This is a genomic window from Enterobacter cloacae complex sp. EB5 (genome assembly GCF_031432835.1).
Taxonomy (GTDB): Bacteria; Pseudomonadota; Gammaproteobacteria; order Enterobacterales; family Enterobacteriaceae; genus Enterobacter; species Enterobacter hormaechei_C.
In genome coordinates this window covers 4,678,028-4,698,444 of record NZ_CP133860.1, presented here as the reverse complement: position 1 = coordinate 4,698,444, position 20,417 = coordinate 4,678,028, and the positions used below count along the sequence as shown (strand labels likewise).

The window sequence follows — 20,417 nt, the reverse complement described above, 5'->3', positions numbered from 1 at the left end:
GTTAAAAGACTTAATAGTCTCCAGATGAAGATCGCCTGAAGTACCGGATTTCCGAGGAAAGGGATCAGGGTAATGACGTCATGGCTGCTTAACGAGCTGCCGATCCCCAGCATGATCCCGCAAAAAGAGAGAAGCGCCACGGGCAGCATAAAGGTTTTACCCAGTTGCTGGAAAAACTCCCACAGCGATATTTTTTGTGCTGCTTTCGTCGTCATAAAACGACTCCTTAAATGGTAGAAAGAGATTTAACGACCTCGATGGGGCGAGAAGATAAAACGTTTTATCAAACTTTAGTGCGCACTAAATCACATTCTCAGGCTTTTACTGGTAGTATAAAGATAACGTATTGATAAAACGTTTTAGCGATCTCATTATCAAGGAGTCACGCCACCACATGGCTGTAGCGAAAAAGATCACCATCAACGATGTCGCGCTGGCGGCGGGGGTTTCCGTCAGCACCGTTTCGCTGGTATTAAGCGGGAAGGGACGCATCTCTCCTGCAACGGGTCAGCGCGTCAACGAGGCCGTTGAGCAGCTGGGCTTTGTGCGTAATCGCCAGGCGTCGGCGCTGCGCGGTGGGCAAAGCGGGGTGATAGGGCTGATCGTTCGCGACCTTACGTCGCCGTTTTATGCGGAACTGACCGCCGGGCTTACCGAGGCGCTTGAGGCTCAGGGGCGAATGGTTTTCCTGCTCCACGGTGGGCGCGAACCGGAGCAGCTGCTCTCCAGGCTGGATATGCTGCTGACGCAAGGGGTGGATGGGGTGATCGTAGCTGGCGCGTCCGGCGTGGGCAGTGAATTGTGTGAGCGCGCGGCGCAGAAAGGCGTACCGCTGGTGTTTGCGTCGCGCGCCAGCTATCTCGACGAAGCCGATACCCTTCGGCCAGATAACATGCAGGCCGCGCAAATGCTGACCGAGCATCTTATTCATCGCGGCCATCAGCGCATCGCCTGGCTCGGCGGTAAAAGCTCGTCCCTGACGCGTGCCGAGCGGGTGGGCGGTTACTGCTCCACGCTCATCAAATATGGCCTGCCGTTTCACAGCGAATGGGTGGTGGAGTGTGAATCCAGTCAGAAAAAAGCCGCAGAAGCCATCGGCACGTTGCTCCGCAACAGCCCGACGATCAGCGCGGTGATTTGCTATAACGATGTTATTGCGATGGGGGCGTGGTTCGGTTTGATCCGCGCCGGACGCCAGAGCGGTGAGGGCGGGGTAGAAACGTTCTTCGGCCATCAGGTGGCGCTGGGGGCGTTTGCGGATGTCGGTGAAAATGCGTTAGACGATCTCCCCATCGTCTGGGCGACGACGCCGGCTCGTGAAATGGGGTATACCCTGGCAGACAGGATCATGCAGCGCATTGAAAATACGGATGTGCAGGCCGGGCATCAGATTGTGGCTGCGCGGTTAGTGACGGTGAAGTAAACGCTTTGCTTGCACGGGTCTACAACGGCTCAGGATCGTAGGCCGGGTAAGGCGCAGCCGCCACCCGGCAATAAAAAACCCCTCATGCGAGGGGTTTTTCGTTTACTGCTGCGGTACTGCTGGCGGCGCTGCCGGTTCAGCCGGTTCCGGCATCCCCAGCGTCGGCATACCAAACATGCCGACAAACTCTTCCAGCGGCATTTTGTCGCCGTTGAGCGTCACCTGACCATTAGCATATTGCAGGCTGGTGGAAATGGTGTTGTCTTCCACCTTCGTGATGCGGAACATCTGGCCCATCGCCGCCAGGCCTTTCACCTGTTGGTTTGCCAGTTTACCTGCATCTTCTTCACCATACCCTTCAAGTTTCGCAATCTGCGTCATGAACTCGGTTGCCATATCCATCGGGATGGTCAGCTTGCTGTCGAGCGATTTCACGCTGCGGTCAACTTCCTGCGCCAGGGTCTGCGGTTCGCCGGTCGCGGCGGCCGGATCCTTCAGGAACAGCGACAGGTTGAAGTTGGTTTCGCCTTTGCCGTTTTTCCAGCTCAGTGGCGCAACGGTAATCACCGGCTCGCCCTTCAGCAGGATCGGCAGGTTATTAAACAGCACCGTCATCGCCTGCTGCTGGTACGCCTGTGGGTTCTGTTGCAGGGCGGCATCGGTCAGCAGAGCCTGGCTCTCTTTGCTGTATTTCTGACTGAATTCGTGCCACGCCTGGCCGTCAATGTTGCCGATTTTCAGCGACAGCTTACCGGTACCCAGATCCTGATTCTGTACTTTCAGGCTTTTCAGGCTGTAATCCAGCTGGGTATTGATGCTTTTACCGTCTTTGGACACGTCCGACTTGCCGTCCAGATCCATGCCTTCCAGCACCGCCATCTCTTTGCCTTCGATCGCAATGGCAATCTTATCGAGGCTCAGTTTCTGGTCGCCGATACGCTCATCAAAATCGGTCATACGGCTATTGCCGCTAGCTTTCAGATTGTTGAAGGTAAGCTGCACCTTCTGGTTATATTCATTGACTGAATTCACCAGGCCGCTGGCGGCATCGCCGGTCAGGGAGACATTCTTGCCGTCGCGATCGGCATCAAGCTGGAAATTACCGCCGCTGAAAGCGACTTTATCGGTGCCTTGTTCGTAATTCAGGGCTTTCAGGTCGATGTCGGAATGCGTATCACCGGCATAGCTGATGCGGGTATTGATCTCAAACGGCGACTCATTTTTCGCCATATCGAAGATCGGCTTCGTCACCTCGTTATTCACCAGTACGGTCCTGGCGGATGCCATAGAGGGGATCAGGTTAAACTTTTTCAACTGCGCCAGCGGGAACGGACCGTGGCTGACCACTTCATCCAGTACCACGCTCTGGCCCGGTTTCAGCCAGGCGTTCTGATTACCCGCAACCGGCTTCACCACCACCTGCATATGGCTGGTAAACACGCCACGCTGGTAGTTCTGGTAGCTCAACTCCAGACCTGCTTCAGGCGCGCTGCGCTTAATCTCGCTGTTTGCCTGCGCCATCATCTCTGCCAGACGGCTTTCCAGCTGTTTCCCGGTATACCAGGAAGCACCCGTCCAGATCACGCCTAAAGCAACAATCACTCCTACCGCTACGACCGATTTTTTCATTGCGATTATCCCTAAAATGAAACCAGGCGGTTAAAACCGCCTGGTGTTACAACGCCTGTTACTAGCTTAGCAAGAGTTGTTAAAAAATTCAGTAAGTCCCTAAAGCTTATTAAAAACACGCGCCAGGCGACCGGTGCCGCTCACCCGGACAGGCGACTCGTTTGCCGCGACAAAGGCGGATTCACCCGGTTTAAGCACCAGACGCTCGCTATCTTTGTGCAACGTCGCTTCGCCTTCCACACAGAACAGGATCGCGGCGCTCTCCTGTGCAATGGCGGTTTCGTCTGCGCTGAGGTCGTGCAGCGAGAAGGCAAAATCGTCAACCGGAATCGGGAAGTCCAGCTCTGCGCCGTTTTTCACCGGCTGCGTAAGCAGCTCCGCAGGAGGTTTTGCCACGAACTTCACGTTGGCAACCAGCTCAGGGATGTCGATGTATTTTGGCGTCAGGCCCGCGCGCAGTACGTTATCGGAGTTAGCCATCACCTCCAGCGCCACGCCGTTCAGGTAGGCGTGCGGTGTTTCAGCGAACAGGAACATCGCTTCGCCCGGGTTGAGCTTCACCACGTTCAGCAGCAGCGGAGAGAAGAGACCGCTGTCGTCCGGATAAAACGCGGAAATTAAGCGAATGGTGTCCCATGGCTCACCCTGCTGGCTGTTCAGCGCGGCTTTCAGCACCGCCAGCGCGTGGGATTTTTCCTCGCCCTGCATATTCAGCAGGCTGGCAAACAGTTCGCTCAAGGCCTCTGCGTTCGGGTTTTCCAGGAAGTGGGCGATCGCGTTGTGAGCCCCGGCGACCGGTTGCAGCAGGGAGATGATCTCGGAAAACTCGCGGAAGGCATTCATCGCCAGGAAAGGGGTAAGGGCGAAAACCAGTTCCGGCTTGTGGTTAGGATCTTTGTAGTTACGCTCTGCGGCGTCTAACGGAATACCGGCGGCATTTTCTTTGGCAAAGCCCAGCTCAGAGGCTTTTTTGTTCGGGTGAACCTGAATGGAGAGCGGCTGGTCGGCGCACAATACCTTGAACAGAAACGGCAGCTCACCAAAACGATTCGCCACTTTGTCGCCGAGCAGTGCGGCTTTGTCGGCGTCGATGACGTCACGCAGGCTACGAACCTGGCCGCTGGCATCTTCAATTTTTGAGCTGCTCTTCGGGTGCGCGCCCATCCACAGCTCTGCCATCGGCAGGTTGTCCGGGTTGGCGATACCGTAGAGATCCGTTAACGCAGTTTTACTTCCCCAGGCGTAGTTTTGCACTGAGTTGATGAGTTTTTGCATTATCAAGCCCTGATTCATATGTGGAATTAACTCCGCGTATTAAAGCAATAAACCGAATGGAAGTAACCTGCGGATGTAAAAAGTCGTACTAGTCTCAGTTTTTGTTAAAAAATTGTGTAGGATAAGCTGACTCGCTTTTAAGCCGGGCAGCGGAACATCTGCCCTGAATAAACAGACCGAAGCAGTAAGTGAGAGAACAATGTCGAATAAACCCTTCCATTATCAGGATCCTTTCCCCCTCAGTCAGGATCAGACCGAGTATTACCTGTTAACCCGCGATTACGTTTCTGTCTCTGAGTTTGAAGGGCAGGAGATCCTCAAAGTTGACCCGCAGGCGCTGACGCTGCTGGCGCAGCAAGCCTTCCACGATGCTTCCTTTATGCTCCGTCCGGCGCATCAGCAGCAGGTTGCCGATATTCTGAGCGACCCGGAAGCCAGCGAGAACGACAAATACGTCGCGCTGCAATTCCTGCGTAACTCTGATATCGCGGCGAAAGGTATTCTGCCGACCTGCCAGGACACCGGCACGGCGATTATCACCGGTAAAAAAGGCCAGCGCGTCTGGACCGGCGGCGGTGACGAAGCGGCGCTGGCGCGCGGCGTTTACAACACCTACACCGAAGACAACCTGCGCTATTCGCAAAACGCGGCGCTGGATATGTATAAAGAAGTGAACACCGGCACCAACCTGCCTGCGCAGATTGACCTCTACAGCGTCGACGGTGACGAGTACAAATTCCTCTGCATCGCCAAAGGCGGCGGTTCAGCCAACAAAACCTATCTTTACCAGGAAACCAAAGCGCTGCTTACCCCGGGCAAGCTGAAGAATTATCTGGTCGAGAAGATGCGTACCCTCGGCACCGCGGCCTGCCCGCCGTACCATATCGCGTTTGTGATTGGCGGTACGTCTGCTGAAAGCACGCTGAAAACCGTTAAGCTGGCCTCAACCAAATACTACGATGGGCTGCCAACGGAAGGTAACGAACACGGTCAGGCGTTCCGCGACGTGCAGCTTGAGCAGGAGCTGCTGGAAGAAGCGCGTAACCTGGGCCTCGGCGCGCAGTTTGGCGGCAAATACTTCGCTCACGACGTGCGCGTGATCCGTCTTCCGCGTCACGGTGCTTCCTGTCCGGTGGGGATGGGCGTTTCCTGTTCAGCGGACCGTAACATTAAAGCGAAGATCAACCGCGACGGCATCTGGATCGAGAAGCTGGAGAACAACCCGGGCAAATACATCCCTGAAGAACTGCGTAAAGCGGGCGAGGGGGAAGCGGTTCGCGTGGACCTGAACCGTCCGATGAAAGAGATCCTCGCGCAGCTTTCGCAGTATCCGGTTTCAACGCGCCTTTCCCTGAACGGGACGATTATCGTGGGCCGCGACATCGCCCATGCGAAGCTAAAAGAGCGCCTGGACAACGGCGAAGGGCTGCCGCAGTACATTAAAGATCACCCGATCTACTACGCAGGTCCGGCAAAAACGCCTGATGGATATGCTTCCGGCTCGTTAGGCCCAACCACAGCGGGCCGTATGGACTCCTACGTCGACCAGTTGCAGGCCAACGGCGGCAGCATGATCATGCTGGCGAAAGGCAACCGCAGCCAGCAGGTGACGGACGCGTGCCACAAGCACGGCGGCTTCTACCTCGGCAGCATAGGCGGCCCGGCAGCGGTGCTGGCGCAGGGCAGTATCAAGAGCCTGGAGTGCGTGGAGTACCCGGAACTGGGTATGGAAGCGATCTGGAAAATTGAAGTGGAAGACTTCCCGGCGTTCATCCTCGTGGATGACAAAGGTAACGACTTCTTCAAACAGATCCAGTCTTCCCAGTGTTCGGCGTGTGTGAAGTAAGTCTGTAAATTGCCGGGTGGCGCTGACGCTTACCCGGCCTGCATTCGCGTAGGTCGGGTAAGGCGCAGCCGCCACCCGACATCAAAAAGAGCGCACAAAGCGCCATAACGTTTCTCAGAAGTCATCAATACTTATCTCTTAAGCATGTGAGCAATCCCATCTTTGTTATCAAGGAGTAAGTAATGACAATGCATCGCCGCGAGAAAGACTCCATGGGCGCCATCGACGTCCCGGCCGACAAGCTATGGGGCGCACAAACCCAGCGTTCGCTTGAGCATTTCCGCATTTCGACAGAGAAAATGCCCGTCTCGCTGATCCAGGCGCTGGCGTTGACCAAACGCGCTGCCGCCAAAGTCAATCAGGATCTGGGCCTGCTGGATGCCGATAAAGCCACCGCCATCATCAATGCCGCCGACGAAGTGCTGGCGGGCAAACATCCCGACGAATTCCCCCTTGCCATCTGGCAGACCGGCTCAGGCACCCAGAGCAACATGAACATGAACGAGGTGCTGGCGAACCGCGCAAGCGAGCTGCTTGGCGGCGTGCGCGGCATGGAGCGCAAGGTCCACCCGAACGATGACGTGAACAAAAGCCAGAGTTCCAACGACGTGTTCCCGACGGCCATGCATGTGGCGGCCGTCATCGCTATCCGCGAGCAGCTTATCCCGCAGCTCAACGTGCTTAAATCTACGCTTAACGAGAAAGCGCAGGCCTTCCGCGACATCGTTAAAATTGGTCGTACGCACCTTCAGGACGCCACGCCGCTGACGCTCGGCCAGGAGATCTCCGGCTGGGTGGCAATGCTGGAGCACAACCTTAAGCATATCGACAATAGCCTCCCGCATCTGGCGGAGCTGGCGCTCGGCGGGACGGCGGTGGGCACTGGCTTAAACACCCATCCCGAGTACGCGGTGCGTGTGGCCGAAGAGCTGGCGAAGATCACCGGGCAACCGTTTGTTACCGCTCCGAATAAATTCGAAGCGCTGGCGACCTGTGATGCCCTGGTGCATACCCATGGCGCGCTGAAAGGGCTGGCGGCCTCGCTGATGAAAATTGCCAACGATGTGCGCTGGCTGGCCTCCGGCCCGCGCTGCGGCATCGGCGAAATCAGCATTCCGGAAAACGAGCCGGGCAGCTCCATTATGCCGGGTAAAGTGAACCCGACTCAGTGCGAAGCCATGACCATGCTGTGCTGTCAGGTGATGGGTAATGACGTGGCGGTTAACATGGGCGGCGCGTCGGGTAACTTCGAGCTTAACGTTTATCGCCCGATGGTGATCCATAACGTACTGCAATCGATTCGTCTGCTGGCCGATGGCATGGAGAGCTTTAACGAGCATTGCGCGGTGGGCATTGAGCCTAATCGCGAGCGAATCAGCCAGCTGCTGAATGAGTCTCTGATGCTGGTAACGGCGCTGAACACCCATATTGGTTATGACAAAGCGGCCGAAATCGCTAAAAAAGCGCACAAAGAGGGGCTTACCCTGAAAGCCTCTGCGCTGGCGCTGGGCTACCTGACGGACGCCGAGTTTGATGCCTGGGTCCGCCCGGAAGCGATGGTGGGCAGCCTCAGATAATCACTGCGCCACATACAGGTGCAGCCGCGGAATAATCAGCTGTAGCGGCTGCGCCTGGGGTTTATAGCGATGCTGAACGTTTTCAGCATCGTAGTTCAGCAGTTCCCCGATATCCGGCACCACCGCACCCTGATCGGCATCGTAGAGCGCAATCAGCGGCGTCGGGCAGGCGTATTGCACCTGCTTTTGTTGTCCGGCGTACCAGACGCGAGCGATAGGCTGCACCTTCACCGGACGCTTTATTTTAAGACGGGTATCAGCCGGCAGGGAGGCAATGCTGTGGTACTCCTGCTCCAGCCGTTCAATCCACTGTTCCCGCGACCACGGGGCGACCGTTCGCGGCGATTTCAGGCTTTTCTCCAGCTGAGCCAGGATCTCATCGCGCGTGAAATTTTTAATGATGTGCTTGTTGGCCCAGCCGAAGCGCAGCGTGGCGGGATGGCGCAGTACCGTCAGCGTGCGGTAAGCATTCAGGGTGATCAGCCCCGGAAGCTGGCGATGCACCCATTCAAAACGGGCAGCCGGCGCCAGCCCGGACTCAACGGTTACAATCTTCTCGAAGGCGGCTTTCAGCGTATTGATATGCGTAATCTGCGTCTCAATTCCTTCACGCGTTGCGGCATCCGTTTGCAGACAGATGACGCCGGGCAGGCGAACGGCAGCCTTACTGCTACGATTTTCGGACTGCTGCTGGATGAAAAGGCGACGATAGTGCTGCAATGTCAGTTCCAGCGCCGCCTTGCCAATATGCTGCGTCACCTCAATGGTGTTCAGCGGGTCGTGTTCCGCGCCTTTCGCCACCTCGGGCAGGGAAAAGACGCGGGCGGCCAGCAGGCGGCAGTCATGAAGTTGCCCCGTCAGGGTCAGTAACGCCTGCTCTATTTCCCGAAATGTGGTGTTAAGCCTTCCAATGAGATCGTAAGTTGCCATGGTAGCCCTTAATTAGTTACAACATACTACTGATATAGCACAACACGCCGGGTCAGGCCAGCGTGCGGTTTAGGTCAGGCAGGTACGGGAAGGGGAATGTTGTGATAGATCGGCCAGCTAAAGACGAAACGGGCCCCACCCAGCTCGCTCGCTTCGCAGCGAACCGAACCGCCCATCGCCTGGGCAATAGAACGGACAATAGCCAGCCCCAGACCACAGCCGCCGGTAGCCCGATCGCGGCTGGGATCGAGGCGCACAAACGGCTCGAAAACTTTTTCACGCTCCGCCGGCTCAATGCCGGGGCCATCGTCTTCCACACACAGAATGGCCTGACTTCCCTGCAAATCTAAACCTATGCGCAGCGTCGTTTCGCTGTAACGCATGGCGTTGTTCATCAGATTATCCAGCACGCGCTCCATCAGGCGCATGTCCAGTGCGCCGTACGCGCCGGGGGTAATGGCTGTCAGCAGTTTTCGCTGAGGGTTAACGCTCTGCACATCGTTAATATGCGTCTGTAGCCAGACGGGGAGATCCGGTGTACTGAGGTGCAACTCCGTCTGAGGCCGATCGAGGCGGGCATAGGTCAGCAGCTCTTCAATCAGCGCTTCAAGCTGGCCAATATCCCGATTGAGCGCCTGCGATTCCGCCCCGGAGAGGTTCTCGCTCATCTCCAGGCGATAACGCAGGCGTACCAGCGGAGTGCGCAGTTCATGCGCAATGCCGTCGATCAGCTGCTTCTTGCTGGCAATCAGGGCGTTGATATTATCGGCCATCTGGTTGAAGGCAATACCGAGCCGGTCAAAACTGGAACCGCTGTCGAAATGGATGCGTTCAGTTAAATGACCCTCCCCAAAACGCTGTGCGGCGGATTCCAGTTTCAGCATGTCCTGCCAGTGCGGTCGCATCCAGATGAACACAGGGAAAGCGAGCGAGATGGCAATAAAGCCCAGCAGGGCAAGATCCAGTAGGCGCATCTGGTGCAGGTAATAGAGATAGGGCACCGGCCCGACGGCCAGGACATAGTGGCTGCGTGGAATACGCTGAATGAAGGTATATTTCTCGTCCAGTGCGACGATGTCTCCGTCGCGCAGACGCTGCATCGCAGGCGGCGCTAAGTCAAAATCCTTCATGGGTTCGATACGCAGATCAAACGACAGATTCAGATCCAGCTCTTTTAACGTGCGCGCCCAGTCATGGGGAGGAATTTCGCGCAGCTCGCTACGCATCAGGTAGAGCGAGCTTTTCATCAGATCGTCCAGGGATTGCCTGCCCGCGCGCTCTGCGGTGAATTTATAGACCAGCCCGACCAGCATAGTCATTACCAGAAAGCAGACAAACAGCAGGAGATAAAACTGCACAAACAGCTTTTTCATTGGATAGCACCGCTAAATCAATCAATTAAGAACCTGGCTTTACTTCGTCAGCCCTGCGTGGACAACCATATCACCACAGGAGCGAAGAAGGTTGATGATACACTTTCTTCGAAAACAGAGGGAGCAAAGTGAATAGCACGATTATGCGGAATAGTTACATTTAAAGAGCAATGTTGTAAAAAAGCCTGCATTAAGCAGGCAATAATAATGATGGAGAGTATTTTTTATCATTCTGAGTGAAATAAATGCTGTGTTATAAACCGGACGCGTGTCCAAAAATATTATAAATATTGTTTGGCAACATCAGATATGTCCTGAGAGGTAAGTTCTCTGTCTGAAGCAACATAGAGAGAATCATGATCGCCGGTCAACGAAGGAAAGCTTGCAGTCATGATCTGAAGATTAATTTCTTCGCCATTCGGATAAGTCTGGCGTACAGACGTTATGCCCTTAAGCACGATAATGACTTTGCTGGGATTGGCATTAAAAAAAACGATCACCTTTTTCATATATCACTCTGCATCTCTTTGTGATTGGGCAAGGTATGAATGTTCCAGAAGTGAGACTACCTTCCATTTTTTGCGCGCTTTGGGAAATAAAAGCAAGCAATATCCTGCCTTAACGTGTATGGTGGCACTCCTTTTCATTCAGGAGCAGCCTATGTCGGGACGTAAAAACTCGCAACTCCGTCGCAATTATTTAGTCAAATGTTCATGTCCAAACTGCGCTAAAGAGTCAGAGCACAGTTTCACTCGCATACAAAAGGGGGCCCAACTTGTCTGTCCCTACTGTAGCGCTTTGTTTAAATCCTCTCAGCGTCTCTGAAGAAATACGCATACAATAAGTGGAAGAGATGATGCTTTTGAGATCGCCTGACCTCATTAACAAGGCCCGGTCTGGTCAGGGAAAACTATCATCGTTATCGCGGGTCCTTGTTAATATAATTTATCGCAAAGCGTTACATTCGCAACAGCAGGGCCTTTATCACCGCTTACGATGATAAATTCGACTTTCTGACCTTCAAAAAGTGTTTTGAAGTTCTCTCCCTGAAGGGCAGAGAAATGCACGAAAACATCTTTGCTGCCATCTACAGGGGAGATAAAACCAAAGCCTTTATCTTCCTTAAACCACTTAACCAGACCTAAAATTTTTGATGACATAAAGACCCCATTTGAACATTTTCGAAGTGATAGAAAAGCTAATAAACATATAATGCTAAGGTATGGACTCAAAAGGAGGGGATATCAGCGATAGCGCCTGGTTATGAGAATTGTCATGCAAGGTGTCAAACTATTATTGGATCGGACTAACGAGACCATTAATGCACGGGCAGGGTTAATTAGCAATTTTTATTTTGGCCTTCCGGATGGCTTTCTTAAAAGTGCACGATAAAAATTAATTTAGTACACGAAGCCAGAGTTGCCAGGCGTGACTACAGCCCAAATGTCCCTACAGGAGCATTTGGGCTGTAGTCACGGAGATTTATCCGGACAAAGGCAGCGCAGCAGAAATATTAATTATCATGAACTCAATATTTCCGATTTTCGCTAATGTCTGGATTTACCTGTGCTGACAATCAGTGGGTTGGTGGCAAACCCATGCGGGCATTTCCGCGCGTTGCAATGCACCGCGTATGTGCATATCTCCTCTTGCTGGTTTCGATTGTATGGGCAGGCCATCTTGTTTTTAATTTCACTCCACAACATTTCGTTGTAAGGGGATATGTTGTATATCGATATAGGCTTGAAAACACCATTAATGAAGACGCCATTTTTTGTCGGATATATCCTGTCGCCGGGGTACAAATAGACATCGCTTTCATACCAAATGATGAGTTTCAAGAACTTGAGTCCCAAGATGCTTGAATAAACGATTCCCGTGTTAGGACAAATTACCGAGCTAATGACTCTCCATGACATTGCTATACCTCTTTCATTAAATAATTGAGAGAGTATAAGGTTTAGCATGAGAATTAGATTTCTGCAAACGCGTAACCCATTGAAAAAGATCGATATTATTTATATGGTTGCCATTATCCCCTTTGTTTTCATAAGGATAAGATAATGATTAAGTCAATTGTAAAGATTATTTTTAGCTCATTGTGCATTTAAGTGACGGATTTTTGATCGATGATAGTGCCCGATCTGCTGAATATATATTGTACTATAGCAATCAAATACATTAGGACTACTTTTGTTTAGGCGAAAAATGCCCATCAAAATAGAACTGGAGAGAGGAAGCAGACCAGGGGATATTTCATAACTGACGATGCATATAATCGATAACTTTCGACGAATACCGATAACAATTCCGATGCATCGTGAGTTATTTTTCGAATATTCCTGTTTGCACCTTTTTCAGGTTTCCCAGGCGTGCGGTGCAAACAGATAGCCCTTATTGCGTACGGTTTTAATGCGGTAAGGTTCCGTGGCGTTATCCAGTAGTTTTTTACGCAGTCGTGAAATCGCCACATCAACGCTACGATCCATTCCGTCGTAACTTACGCCGCGCAGATTTTTCAGTAATGCATCCCGGTCCATAATTTGCCCGGCATGGGTTGCCAGCTCCCACAGCAGGTCAAAATCTGCGGTTGAGAGCGCAATCAGCTCCCCGGAAAGCATAACCTGTCGGTTGACCGGGTCGATAGAAAGCGTGCCGAAACGCATCGCTTTATGCGGCGTTAAAGAGGGGGCAGGCGCTTCACGCTCAGCGCTGGCACGCTGACGCAGATGCAGGCGCAAACGGGCGAGCAGAACCGCCGGCGGCGTGGTTTTCAGGATGTAGTCATTCGCTCCCATCTCAAGCGACAGAATATGGTTCATATCGCTGTCGAGAGAGGTCAGCAGCACGATCGGGCCGTCCCACTTCGCGCGCAGATCCCGGCAGAGCGTCATACCATCTTTCCCGGGCAGCATGATGTCCAGCAACACCAGGTCCGGATTTTCGCGGGTGACGACGTCTTCAGCGCGATCGCCACGAGGCTCGACAACCACTTCCATATCATGTTTACCCAGATAAGCGGCGATCAATTGTCCCACTTCGGGTTCATCTTCAACATAAACAATCTTATTCATACAACGTCTGTCATCGCGAAAAACGTCAACATACACCGCACAACCTTAACCTTCCATTAATCTTTCAAAATTAGCCGGAGTTCCGTTATCCTGCACGGGAATGTTATTTGATTGTTAAGGGAAAAGAATGGGGCTGGTGATAAAAGCCGCGCTGGGGGCGCTGGTCGTGATGCTGATTGGGGTGCTGGCTAAAACGAAGAACTACTACATTGCCGGGCTGATCCCGCTGTTTCCCACCTTTGCGTTAATCGCGCACTATATTGTGGCCTCTGAGCGGGGTATTGAGGCGCTGCGCGCCACCATTGTGTTCGGGATGTGGTCGATCATCCCGTATTTTATCTACCTGCTGTCGCTGTGGTACTTCACCGGTTTTCTGCGTCTGCCCCTGGCGCTGGGCGGGGCGGTGGTCTGCTGGAGCCTCAGCGCCTGGGTGCTCATCTTCTTCTGGAGCCGCTTTCACTAGCGCAGCGGGCGGCCACCGTCCACGGCAAACGTTCGGCCCGTGACGTAACAGCTGGTCAGCAGATAATCGACCAGGTCGATCACCTCTTTCTCGCCAGGCGCAATTTTCATCAACGACTTGTTGAGCGCCTGCTGACGATACTCGGCATCATCGCCTTCGTTAAATAAAATCATCGCCGGAGCGATCGCGTTGACCTTTACCTCGGGCGCCAGCTTGCGCGCGAACGAGCGGGTCATATTATCCAGCGCGGCTTTGCTGGCGGCGTAGGCGATGTGTTTGTCGCTTCCTCGCTCCACCACGTAATCGGTGAAATGGATAATGTCGCCTGCGGCATGGCCGTGTCCGCGCAGCAGATCCTGTAGGGCATGGTTGAGCAGATAAGGCGCATTAACGTGGATCTGCATCATGCAGGCGAGCGTTTCGCTGAGCGAATGTCCTGCTTTTTCGGGAAGCCAGGTACTGGCGTTATGAATAACCGCCCGCAGCCCGTGGGTGGTCGATTTCACTTTGTCCGCGAAGGCGAGAATACCTTCATCCGTGGAGAAATCCGCCTGAATGCAGACTGCTCCGGCATTTCGTAGCCCTTCAATGGAGGGATATTCCGTGCGGTAACTGACGATAACCGGATGGTGAAGGTTGAGAAAGTGATGGGCGAGGGCGAGGCCGATGCGACGGCCTGCGCCAGTGATCAATATTGGGCGTTGCTGCGTGTGTCCCATCGTAATCTCCTTTTCAGTTCAACAATGGGACAGGCGACGCTATCCCATTAACATCCACGTTGCCGGTACGGCAGCGACTAACAGCAAACCTATCAACGCCATTTCGCGGCGCTTAAGGGCATTATCAAGCTGATGCGTACGGCGAGCGTAGATAAACACCAGCAGGCCAGGGGCGTAGAGCACCACGGACAGCAGCAGATGCATCGGGCCGGAAGCATACAACAACCATAGACCGTAAATACAGGCGCCGACGCCTACCGCATAGTGTGCAGGGCGGGTCGCAATTTTTAACAGATATGCGCCCACTAAGAAATAGGGTACCAGAATCATCTCGGAGGCGATGGTCAGCAGCGTGTTATAGTCCGATCCTGTGAGCCAGATCAGCACCAGACAGACCTGCACGCTGATGTTGGTGAGCCACAGAGAGGCCGATGGCGCACTGTTTTTGTTCTGACGGGCAAACAGGCGCGGGAACGCTTTATGCGTGGCGGCCAGGAACGGGACTTCCGCTGCCATAATGGTCCAGCTCAGATAGGCGCCGCAAACGGAGACAATCAGACCCGCCGCGATAATCACATCCCCCCAGGGACCCAACATTTTCACCATCAGCCCGGCCATGGACGGGTTACGCATTTCCGCCAGTTCAGGGCGGGCCACCACCCCGAGCGACAGCAGCGTCACCAGCAGATAAACGCCCAGCGCCGCCAGTACGGCCAGCAGCGTGGCGCGTCCCACGTCGCGCTTGTTACGCGCGCGGGCAGAGACCACGACGGCACCTTCAACGCCGATGAACACCCACAGGGTGATCAGCATGGTATTTTTCACCTGTTCCCAGACGGGAACGCCCAGCGCAATGCCGCTGAAATCGAGCGTAAAGACATCGAGACGGAAGGCGAGGAAGGCCAGCACGACGAACAGGCCAAGCGGCACCAGCTTGGCCAGCGTCGCCACCAGGTTAATGCTGGCCGCGGTCTGGACGCCGCGCAAAATCAGCCAGTGAACAATCCACAGCAGCACCGAGGCGCCGACGATGGACTGCCAGGTATTGCCGTCGCCAAACAGGCGCAGTTCGGGCGTATCGGTAAAGAAGCTGAGCGCCGAGAAGACGATAACCAGATAGGAGACGTTGGCGATCACCGCGCACAGCCAGTAACCCCAGGCGGAGCAGAAGCCGATCAGCTCGCCGAAACCTTCCCGGGCGTAAGTGAATATTCCGCCGTCCAGATCCGGTCGGATACGGGTCAGCAGCAGCATGGCGAATGCCAGCAGCAAAATCCCGACACCGGTAATGCCCCAGCCAATCAGTAATGCGGCCGGGCTGGCGACGGCCGCCATGTTCTGCGGCAAACTGAATACGCCCGCGCCCAGCATTGAGCTCAATACAAGTGCAGTTAAAGCACTCAGGCCAAGTTTCTTTTCCATTGGCTTCCTGTTATGAAAAGTCCAAATCCAGAATAATTATTTCGCTAAGGCGCATAAAAATGGTGGATCACGCTAAGGCGCGGGATTTTACGGAGTGTGAAGGATGCATGCAATGACGTGTGGCAGAAATCAGAAAAAAAGTAACAAAAAAGGCGGCACTACGCCGCCTTTATGAAACCGTTTTGTTACTTGTACAGATCGGCGCTGATGGTCAGGTTGTTACCACGTTCCTGCCACTGGCGGGTGATGTGGTAATACTTCGCGCCTTTCTTCGCAGCACGCTTCGCCACCTGATAGGAGATTTCCGTCATGTTGCCATAGTTGCCCGTAAACTTGATGCTGTCGAACGGCACCATCTGCGCGGCAGTGGCTTTGTTCAGCTCTTCAATTTTCGTGCCGTCTGGTAACGTAACGGTATAACGACCGCCTTTGGTGGATTGGGTTTCAAAGAAACGACCCACTTCAGCGCTTGGTGCCGCAGACGTTGCTACGCCCGGAATTTCCACTTTCTTCGCTTCTTCACCGCCTTTCGCTAACGCGGCACGACCCGCATCTGAATCCGCTGGAATGGCATCCGGGCTTTGCACGACGCGTTTTTTCGCATCTTGCTTATAGATGAAGGCGGTGATGCGCTGGTTTCCGCCCTGGTTGGCATCAACCTGACGCACGATATAGAACGCGTAAGCGCCTTTTTCTCTCGCGGCTTTGGTGATGGCATCGTTAACTTCAGGCTGGCTGCGGTAGAAGCCCTGAACGGTCACGGTGTCATACGGTTCCAGCTGAACAGCCTGATCTTTCGGCAGTTCAACAATGCCGTTAATCACGCGGTTTTTCTGTTCATCTGCTTTTGGGGCATTCTCTTTGTACAGCGCAATCGTCACGCGCTGGTTGCCGCTGTTGCCCTGATCGGACTGGTCAACAACGTAAAACGAGGCAGCGCCGTTTTTATCGGCGGCTTTTGATGCAGCGGCGACGGCATCGCCAATTGAGTTATAGCGACCCACAATGACCGTATGGTCAAAAGGTTTTAACGCTGCCGCTTGCTCCGGCGTCAACTCTGTCGCGGCATTCGCAGACAGGGCGGTCGCGGAAAGAAGTGCGGACGCCAGGAGTGTGTTCTTAAGCTTCATAAAAATAATCCTTCGCCTTGCGCAAACCATGTACTGGTGTTGTTGTTAATTTGAGACGGTCCCGATTATGGCATTTAACACCCGTCGCTGTCTGCGGCATTTTTCACAGCCTGTGCTCACCAAAGGACCTGATTCGATAACATTTTGTGATATGTGGAAAAAACAGGCGTTTCACAAGCAAAACTGATTAAGCATATGACTTTTACAAGTTAATTTAATGTTAATGAGTTGTTCTTTTATGGCGCTATATCATGTTTTTACCGCTTCGCTTGCGCGATTTATCGGTCCTGAAGGCGAATTTAAGGTAAATATCTCTGTCAGTGACCCCGATCGCTTATTTTTCACAGATAAAGTAAGAAATAGTGTTTTCTGGCGGTAGATCACGGGCGCTATTTTCAGTAGGTTATAGAAAGTTTGTTACTGTTTTATTTTCCGGGGTTAATCATTCTCCGTCGTTATCTCGATGGTGAAAATTGATACAAACCGCGGGCAATTATCGACAAACCATCATCAAAAACCGATGGAAGGGAAAACTATGCGTATTGGGGTACCAAAAGAACGGTTAGCCAATGAAACCCGCGTAGCGGCAACACCAAAAACGGTGGAGCAACTGCTTAAACTGGGTTTTACCGTCGCGATTGAAAGCGGCGCGGGCAAACTGGCGAGTTTCGATGACGAGGCCTTTACTCAGGCAGGCGCGGACGTTGTGGACGGTGCTGAGGTCTGGCAATCACCCATCATTCTGAAGGTCAACGCACCGGAAGAGAGTGAAATTGAACTGCTGAACGCGGGCACGACGCTGGTGAGCTTTGTCTGGCCAGCCCAAAACCCGGAGCTGATGGAGAAGCTGGCGGCACGCGGTGTCACCGTGATGGCGATGGACTCCGTGCCGCGTATTTCGCGCGCGCAGTCTCTGGATGCGCTGAGCTCCATGGCGAACATTGCCGGCTATCGCGCCATTGTCGAAGCTGCGCATGAGTTTGGTCGCTTCTTTACCGGTCAGATTACGGCGGCAGGTAAAGTACCACCCGCGAAGGTGATGGTGATTGGTGCCGGTGTGGCAGGTCTTGCCGCTATCGGGGCCGCAAACAGCCTGGGCGCTATTGTTCGCGCGTTTGATACCCGGCCGGAAGTGAAGGAGCAGGTGCAGAGTATGGGCGCCGAATTCCTTGAGCTGGACTTCAAGGAAGAAGCGGGCAGCGGTGATGGTTACGCGAAGGTCATGTCTGAAGCCTTTATTAAGGCGGAAATGGCGCTCTTTGCGGCGCAGGCAAAAGAGGTGGACATCATTGTCACCACCGCGCTTATTCCGGGTAAACCGGCGCCGAAGCTGATCACCCGTGAGATGGTGGACTCCATGCAGCCGGGCAGCGTTATTGTCGATCTGGCGGCGCAAAACGGCGGTAACTGTGAGTATACCGTGCCAAACCAGGTCACGACGACCGCGAACGGCGTGAAGGTGATCGGTTATACCGACCTGCCAGGGCGTCTGCCAACCCAGTCCTCTCAGCTGTACGGCACGAACCTCGTTAACCTGCTGAAGCTGCTCTGCAAAGAGAAAGACGGCAACATTACCGTTGATTTTGATGATGTGGTGGTGCGTGGCGTTACCGTGGTGCGGGAAGGGGAAATCACCTGGCCTGCACCGCCGATTCAGGTTTCCGCTCAGCCTCAGGCTGCGCCGAAAGCAGCGCCAGAGCCCGCGGAGCCAGCAAAACCTGCGTCGCCGTGGCGCAAATACGCCATCATGGCGCTGGTTATTATCCTGTTTGGCTGGCTGGCGGACGTCGCGCCAAAAGAGTTCCTTGGCCACTTCACCGTCTTCGCGCTCTCCTGCGTGGTGGGTTACTACGTCGTGTGGAACGTCTCCCATGCGCTGCATACCCCGCTGATGTCGGTCACCAATGCCATCTCCGGGATTATCGTGGTCGGGGCATTGCTGCAAATTGGTCATGGCGGCTGGATCAGCTTCCTGAGCTTCATTGCGGTGCTGATCGCCAGTATCAATATTTTCGGTGGTTTCACCGTGACTCAGCGCATGCTGAAAATGTTTCGTAAAGGCTAAGGGGTAGCATATGTCTGGAGGATTAGTTACAGCCGCATACATTGTTGCTGCAATCCTGTTTATTTTCAGTCTGGCGGGGCTTTCCAAACACGAAACGTCTCAGCAGGGAAATAACTTTGGTATCGCCGGGATGGCGATTGCGCTGATTGCCACCATCTTTGGGCCGGACACCGGCAACGTGGCGTGGATCCTGGTGGCGATGATCATCGGCGGCGCGATTGGTATTCGTCTGGCGAAACGCGTTGAAATGACCGAGATGCCGGAGCTGGTTGCCATTCTGCACAGCTTCGTGGGTCTGGCGGCGGTGCTGGTGGGCTTCAACAGCTACCTGTACCACGAACCGGGCCTGGAGCCGATTCTGGTGAACATACACCTGACCGAAGTGTTCCTCGGCATCTTCATCGGTGCGGTAACCTTCACCGGGTCGATTGTGGCGTTCGGCAAGCTGCGCGGGAAGATCTCTTCCAAACCGCTGATGCTGCCTAACCGCCACAAGCTGAACCTGGCGGCGCTGGTCGTTTCCTTTGTGCTGCTGGTGGTCTTCGTGCGTACCGAAAGCGTAGGCTTGCAGGTGCTGGCGTTACTGGTGATGACCATCATCGCGCTGGCGTTCGGCTGGCATCTGGTGGCGTCTATCGGCGGAGCAGATATGCCGGTGGTGGTTTCCATGCTGAACTCCTACTCCGGTTGGGCGGCGGCGGCGGCAGGCTTTATGCTGAGCAACGACCTGCTGATTGTCACCGGTGCGCTGGTCGGTTCTTCCGGTGCGATCCTGTCTTACATCATGTGTAAGGCGATGAACCGTTCGTTTATCAGCGTCATCGCGGGTGGCTTCGGTTCTGACGGCTCATCAACCGGTTCTGATGAGGAAGTGGGTGAACACCGTGAAATCAGCGCGGAAGACACCGCAGAGATGCTGAAAAACTCGCATTCCGTCATCATCACCCCAGGCTATGGCATGGCGGTGGCGCAGGCGCAGTACCCGGTGGCGGAAATCACCGAGAAACTCCGCGCGCGCGGCATCAAGGTTCGCTTTGGTATTCACCCGGTGGCGGGGCGTCTGCCAGGCCACATGAACGTGCTGCTGGCGGAAGCGAAGGTGCCTTACGACATCGTGCTGGAAATGGACGAGATCAACGATGATTTCGCCGACACCGACACCGTGCTGGTGATTGGCGCCAACGACACCGTTAACCCGGCGGCGCAGGACGATCCGCGTAGCCCGATTGCGGGTATGCCTGTTCTGGAAGTGTGGAAGGCGCAGAACGTCATTGTCTTCAAACGCTCTATGAACACCGGCTATGCTGGCGTGCAGAACCCGCTGTTCTTTAAAGATAACACCCACATGCTGTTTGGCGACGCCAAGGCCAGCGTGGATGCGATCCTGAAAGCGCTGTAATTGCGCTTCATCCTGAAAAACCGCCCCCTGGGGCGGTTTTCTTATTTCTGCGGCCAGCTTTTCTCCTCTGTCTATACTTTACCCTTTGTGTA

Annotated in this window: 18 protein-coding genes and 1 pseudogene; 7 read left to right on the top strand and 12 right to left on the bottom strand. The window is 54.2% G+C overall.

Translation table 11 applies throughout. The features are described 5' to 3' along the window. Positions 1 to 20: 20 nt before the first annotated feature. Positions 21 to 215, bottom strand: a pseudogene (locus tag RHN82_RS22520) (PTS sugar transporter subunit IIBC); the annotation flags it as partial. A gap of 179 nt (positions 216 to 394) precedes the next feature. Between RHN82_RS22520 and RHN82_RS22515 the strand changes: the two are divergent. After that, on the top strand, positions 395 to 1,423 hold the full coding sequence (locus RHN82_RS22515; protein ID WP_017384586.1) for a Mal regulon transcriptional regulator MalI: 1,029 nt from the start codon (positions 395 to 397) through the stop codon (positions 1,421 to 1,423). Positions 1,424 to 1,525: 102 nt separating this feature from the next. On the opposite strand, the gene RHN82_RS22510 is transcribed toward RHN82_RS22515, so the two are convergent. Both RHN82_RS22510 and manA read right to left on the bottom strand, forming a co-directional pair. Beyond that, positions 1,526 to 3,052 (bottom strand): YdgA family protein, encoded by a 1,527-nt coding sequence (locus RHN82_RS22510; protein ID WP_047051873.1) that lies wholly within the window; start codon positions 3,050 to 3,052, stop codon positions 1,526 to 1,528. A 99-nt stretch (positions 3,053 to 3,151) separates the two neighbouring features. Beyond that, positions 3,152 to 4,327 carry a mannose-6-phosphate isomerase gene (gene manA / locus RHN82_RS22505; protein WP_047051872.1) on the bottom strand — a complete coding sequence of 392 codons (1,176 nt, stop codon included), beginning with the start codon at positions 4,325 to 4,327 and terminating at the stop codon, positions 3,152 to 3,154. A 199-nt stretch (positions 4,328 to 4,526) separates the two neighbouring features. Here manA and fumA point away from each other — a divergent pair, with 199 nt between their 5' ends. Further along, positions 4,527 to 6,173 carry a class I fumarate hydratase FumA gene (fumA, locus tag RHN82_RS22500; RefSeq protein WP_047051871.1) on the top strand — a complete coding sequence of 549 codons (1,647 nt, stop codon included), beginning with the start codon at positions 4,527 to 4,529 and terminating at the stop codon, positions 6,171 to 6,173. Between the two features lie 182 nt (positions 6,174 to 6,355). After that, positions 6,356 to 7,750, top strand: coding sequence for a class II fumarate hydratase (fumC, locus tag RHN82_RS22495; protein ID WP_017693543.1), 1,395 nt, complete (start codon positions 6,356 to 6,358; stop codon positions 7,748 to 7,750). Here fumC and tus read toward each other — a convergent pair whose 3' ends face one another. From tus to RHN82_RS22480, 3 genes are all read right to left on the bottom strand, one after another. Next, positions 7,751 to 8,680, bottom strand: coding sequence for a DNA replication terminus site-binding protein (gene tus / locus RHN82_RS22490; protein ID WP_047051870.1), 930 nt, complete (start codon positions 8,678 to 8,680; stop codon positions 7,751 to 7,753). It abuts the gene before it with no gap. Between the two features lie 74 nt (positions 8,681 to 8,754). Further along, on the bottom strand, positions 8,755 to 10,053 hold the full coding sequence (rstB, locus tag RHN82_RS22485) for a two-component system sensor histidine kinase RstB (protein WP_047051869.1): 1,299 nt from the start codon (positions 10,051 to 10,053) through the stop codon (positions 8,755 to 8,757). A 281-nt stretch (positions 10,054 to 10,334) separates the two neighbouring features. After that, positions 10,335 to 10,562, bottom strand: coding sequence for a hypothetical protein (locus RHN82_RS22480; protein ID WP_006808923.1), 228 nt, complete (start codon positions 10,560 to 10,562; stop codon positions 10,335 to 10,337). On the opposite strand from RHN82_RS22480, the gene RHN82_RS22475 reads away from it, so the two are divergent. Beyond that, on the top strand, positions 10,498 to 10,878 hold the full coding sequence (locus RHN82_RS22475) for a YnfU family zinc-binding protein (RefSeq protein ID WP_310398596.1): 381 nt from the start codon (positions 10,498 to 10,500) through the stop codon (positions 10,876 to 10,878). The genes RHN82_RS22480 and RHN82_RS22475 overlap by 65 nt on opposite strands. 110 nt (positions 10,879 to 10,988) lie before the next feature. Here the strand turns inward: RHN82_RS22475 and RHN82_RS22470 are convergent, their stop codons facing one another. From RHN82_RS22470 to rstA, 3 genes are all read right to left on the bottom strand, one after another. Continuing rightward, the gene (locus RHN82_RS22470; RefSeq protein ID WP_047051868.1) at positions 10,989 to 11,213 is read right to left on the bottom strand and encodes a cold shock domain-containing protein; all 225 of its coding nucleotides are present in this window, start codon (positions 11,211 to 11,213) and stop codon (positions 10,989 to 10,991) included. A 387-nt stretch (positions 11,214 to 11,600) separates the two neighbouring features. Next, the gene (gene iraM, locus RHN82_RS22465) at positions 11,601 to 11,972 is read right to left on the bottom strand and encodes an anti-adapter protein IraM (protein ID WP_047051878.1); all 372 of its coding nucleotides are present in this window, start codon (positions 11,970 to 11,972) and stop codon (positions 11,601 to 11,603) included. Positions 11,973 to 12,410: 438 nt separating this feature from the next. Further along, positions 12,411 to 13,127, bottom strand: a complete 717-nt coding sequence (rstA, locus tag RHN82_RS22460) for a two-component system response regulator RstA (RefSeq protein ID WP_047051867.1) — start codon at positions 13,125 to 13,127, stop codon at positions 12,411 to 12,413. Positions 13,128 to 13,254: 127 nt separating this feature from the next. On the opposite strand from rstA, the gene RHN82_RS22455 reads away from it, so the two are divergent. After that, the gene (locus tag RHN82_RS22455) at positions 13,255 to 13,590 is read left to right on the top strand and encodes a GlpM family protein (RefSeq protein ID WP_047051866.1); all 336 of its coding nucleotides are present in this window, start codon (positions 13,255 to 13,257) and stop codon (positions 13,588 to 13,590) included. Here RHN82_RS22455 and folM read toward each other — a convergent pair. The 3 genes from folM to ydgH form a co-directional block, all read right to left on the bottom strand. Further along, on the bottom strand, positions 13,587 to 14,309 hold the full coding sequence (gene folM / locus RHN82_RS22450) for a dihydromonapterin reductase (RefSeq protein WP_047051865.1): 723 nt from the start codon (positions 14,307 to 14,309) through the stop codon (positions 13,587 to 13,589). The two genes, RHN82_RS22455 and folM, sit on opposite strands and share 4 nt — an antisense overlap. Positions 14,310 to 14,348: 39 nt before the next feature. Next, the gene (locus tag RHN82_RS22445; protein WP_003857548.1) at positions 14,349 to 15,731 is read right to left on the bottom strand and encodes an amino acid permease; all 1,383 of its coding nucleotides are present in this window, start codon (positions 15,729 to 15,731) and stop codon (positions 14,349 to 14,351) included. Positions 15,732 to 15,916: 185 nt separating this feature from the next. Further along, a complete protein-coding gene (gene ydgH / locus RHN82_RS22440; protein ID WP_000769339.1) occupies positions 15,917 to 16,861 on the bottom strand; it encodes a DUF1471 family protein YdgH in 945 nt (314 codons plus the stop codon). Between the two features lie 535 nt (positions 16,862 to 17,396). Between ydgH and pntA the strand changes: the two genes are divergently transcribed. Next, entirely contained in the window at positions 17,397 to 18,926 is a 1,530-nt protein-coding gene (gene pntA, locus RHN82_RS22435) for a Re/Si-specific NAD(P)(+) transhydrogenase subunit alpha (RefSeq protein ID WP_017384575.1), read from the top strand. Between the two features lie 10 nt (positions 18,927 to 18,936). Further along, positions 18,937 to 20,325, top strand: a complete 1,389-nt coding sequence (gene pntB, locus RHN82_RS22430) for a Re/Si-specific NAD(P)(+) transhydrogenase subunit beta (RefSeq protein WP_003857541.1) — start codon at positions 18,937 to 18,939, stop codon at positions 20,323 to 20,325. Positions 20,326 to 20,417 lie beyond the last annotated feature (92 nt).

Excerpts from the sequence above, each read along its gene's own strand:
- rstA (WP_047051867.1), bottom strand. The coding sequence starts at position 13,127 with ATGAATAAGATTGTTTATGTTGAAGATGAACCCGAAGTGGGACAATTG.
- fumC (WP_017693543.1), top strand. The coding sequence starts at position 6,356 with ATGACAATGCATCGCCGCGAGAAAGACTCCATGGGCGCCATCGACGTC.
- RHN82_RS22480 (WP_006808923.1), bottom strand. The coding sequence starts at position 10,562 with ATGAAAAAGGTGATCGTTTTTTTTAATGCCAATCCCAGCAAAGTCATT.
- RHN82_RS22470 (WP_047051868.1), bottom strand. The coding sequence starts at position 11,213 with ATGTCATCAAAAATTTTAGGTCTGGTTAAGTGGTTTAAGGAAGATAAA.
- rstB (WP_047051869.1), bottom strand. The coding sequence starts at position 10,053 with ATGAAAAAGCTGTTTGTGCAGTTTTATCTCCTGCTGTTTGTCTGCTTT.
- fumA (WP_047051871.1), top strand. The coding sequence starts at position 4,527 with ATGTCGAATAAACCCTTCCATTATCAGGATCCTTTCCCCCTCAGTCAG.
- RHN82_RS22445 (WP_003857548.1), bottom strand. The coding sequence starts at position 15,731 with ATGGAAAAGAAACTTGGCCTGAGTGCTTTAACTGCACTTGTATTGAGC.
- RHN82_RS22475 (WP_310398596.1), top strand. The coding sequence starts at position 10,498 with ATGCCCTTAAGCACGATAATGACTTTGCTGGGATTGGCATTAAAAAAA.
- iraM (WP_047051878.1), bottom strand. The coding sequence starts at position 11,972 with ATGTCATGGAGAGTCATTAGCTCGGTAATTTGTCCTAACACGGGAATC.
- pntA (WP_017384575.1), top strand. The coding sequence starts at position 17,397 with ATGCGTATTGGGGTACCAAAAGAACGGTTAGCCAATGAAACCCGCGTA.
- ydgH (WP_000769339.1), bottom strand. The coding sequence starts at position 16,861 with ATGAAGCTTAAGAACACACTCCTGGCGTCCGCACTTCTTTCCGCGACC.
- RHN82_RS22455 (WP_047051866.1), top strand. The coding sequence starts at position 13,255 with ATGGGGCTGGTGATAAAAGCCGCGCTGGGGGCGCTGGTCGTGATGCTG.
- pntB (WP_003857541.1), top strand. The coding sequence starts at position 18,937 with ATGTCTGGAGGATTAGTTACAGCCGCATACATTGTTGCTGCAATCCTG.
- RHN82_RS22510 (WP_047051873.1), bottom strand. The coding sequence starts at position 3,052 with ATGAAAAAATCGGTCGTAGCGGTAGGAGTGATTGTTGCTTTAGGCGTG.
- RHN82_RS22515 (WP_017384586.1), top strand. The coding sequence starts at position 395 with ATGGCTGTAGCGAAAAAGATCACCATCAACGATGTCGCGCTGGCGGCG.
- tus (WP_047051870.1), bottom strand. The coding sequence starts at position 8,680 with ATGGCAACTTACGATCTCATTGGAAGGCTTAACACCACATTTCGGGAA.
- manA (WP_047051872.1), bottom strand. The coding sequence starts at position 4,327 with ATGCAAAAACTCATCAACTCAGTGCAAAACTACGCCTGGGGAAGTAAA.
- folM (WP_047051865.1), bottom strand. The coding sequence starts at position 14,309 with ATGGGACACACGCAGCAACGCCCAATATTGATCACTGGCGCAGGCCGT.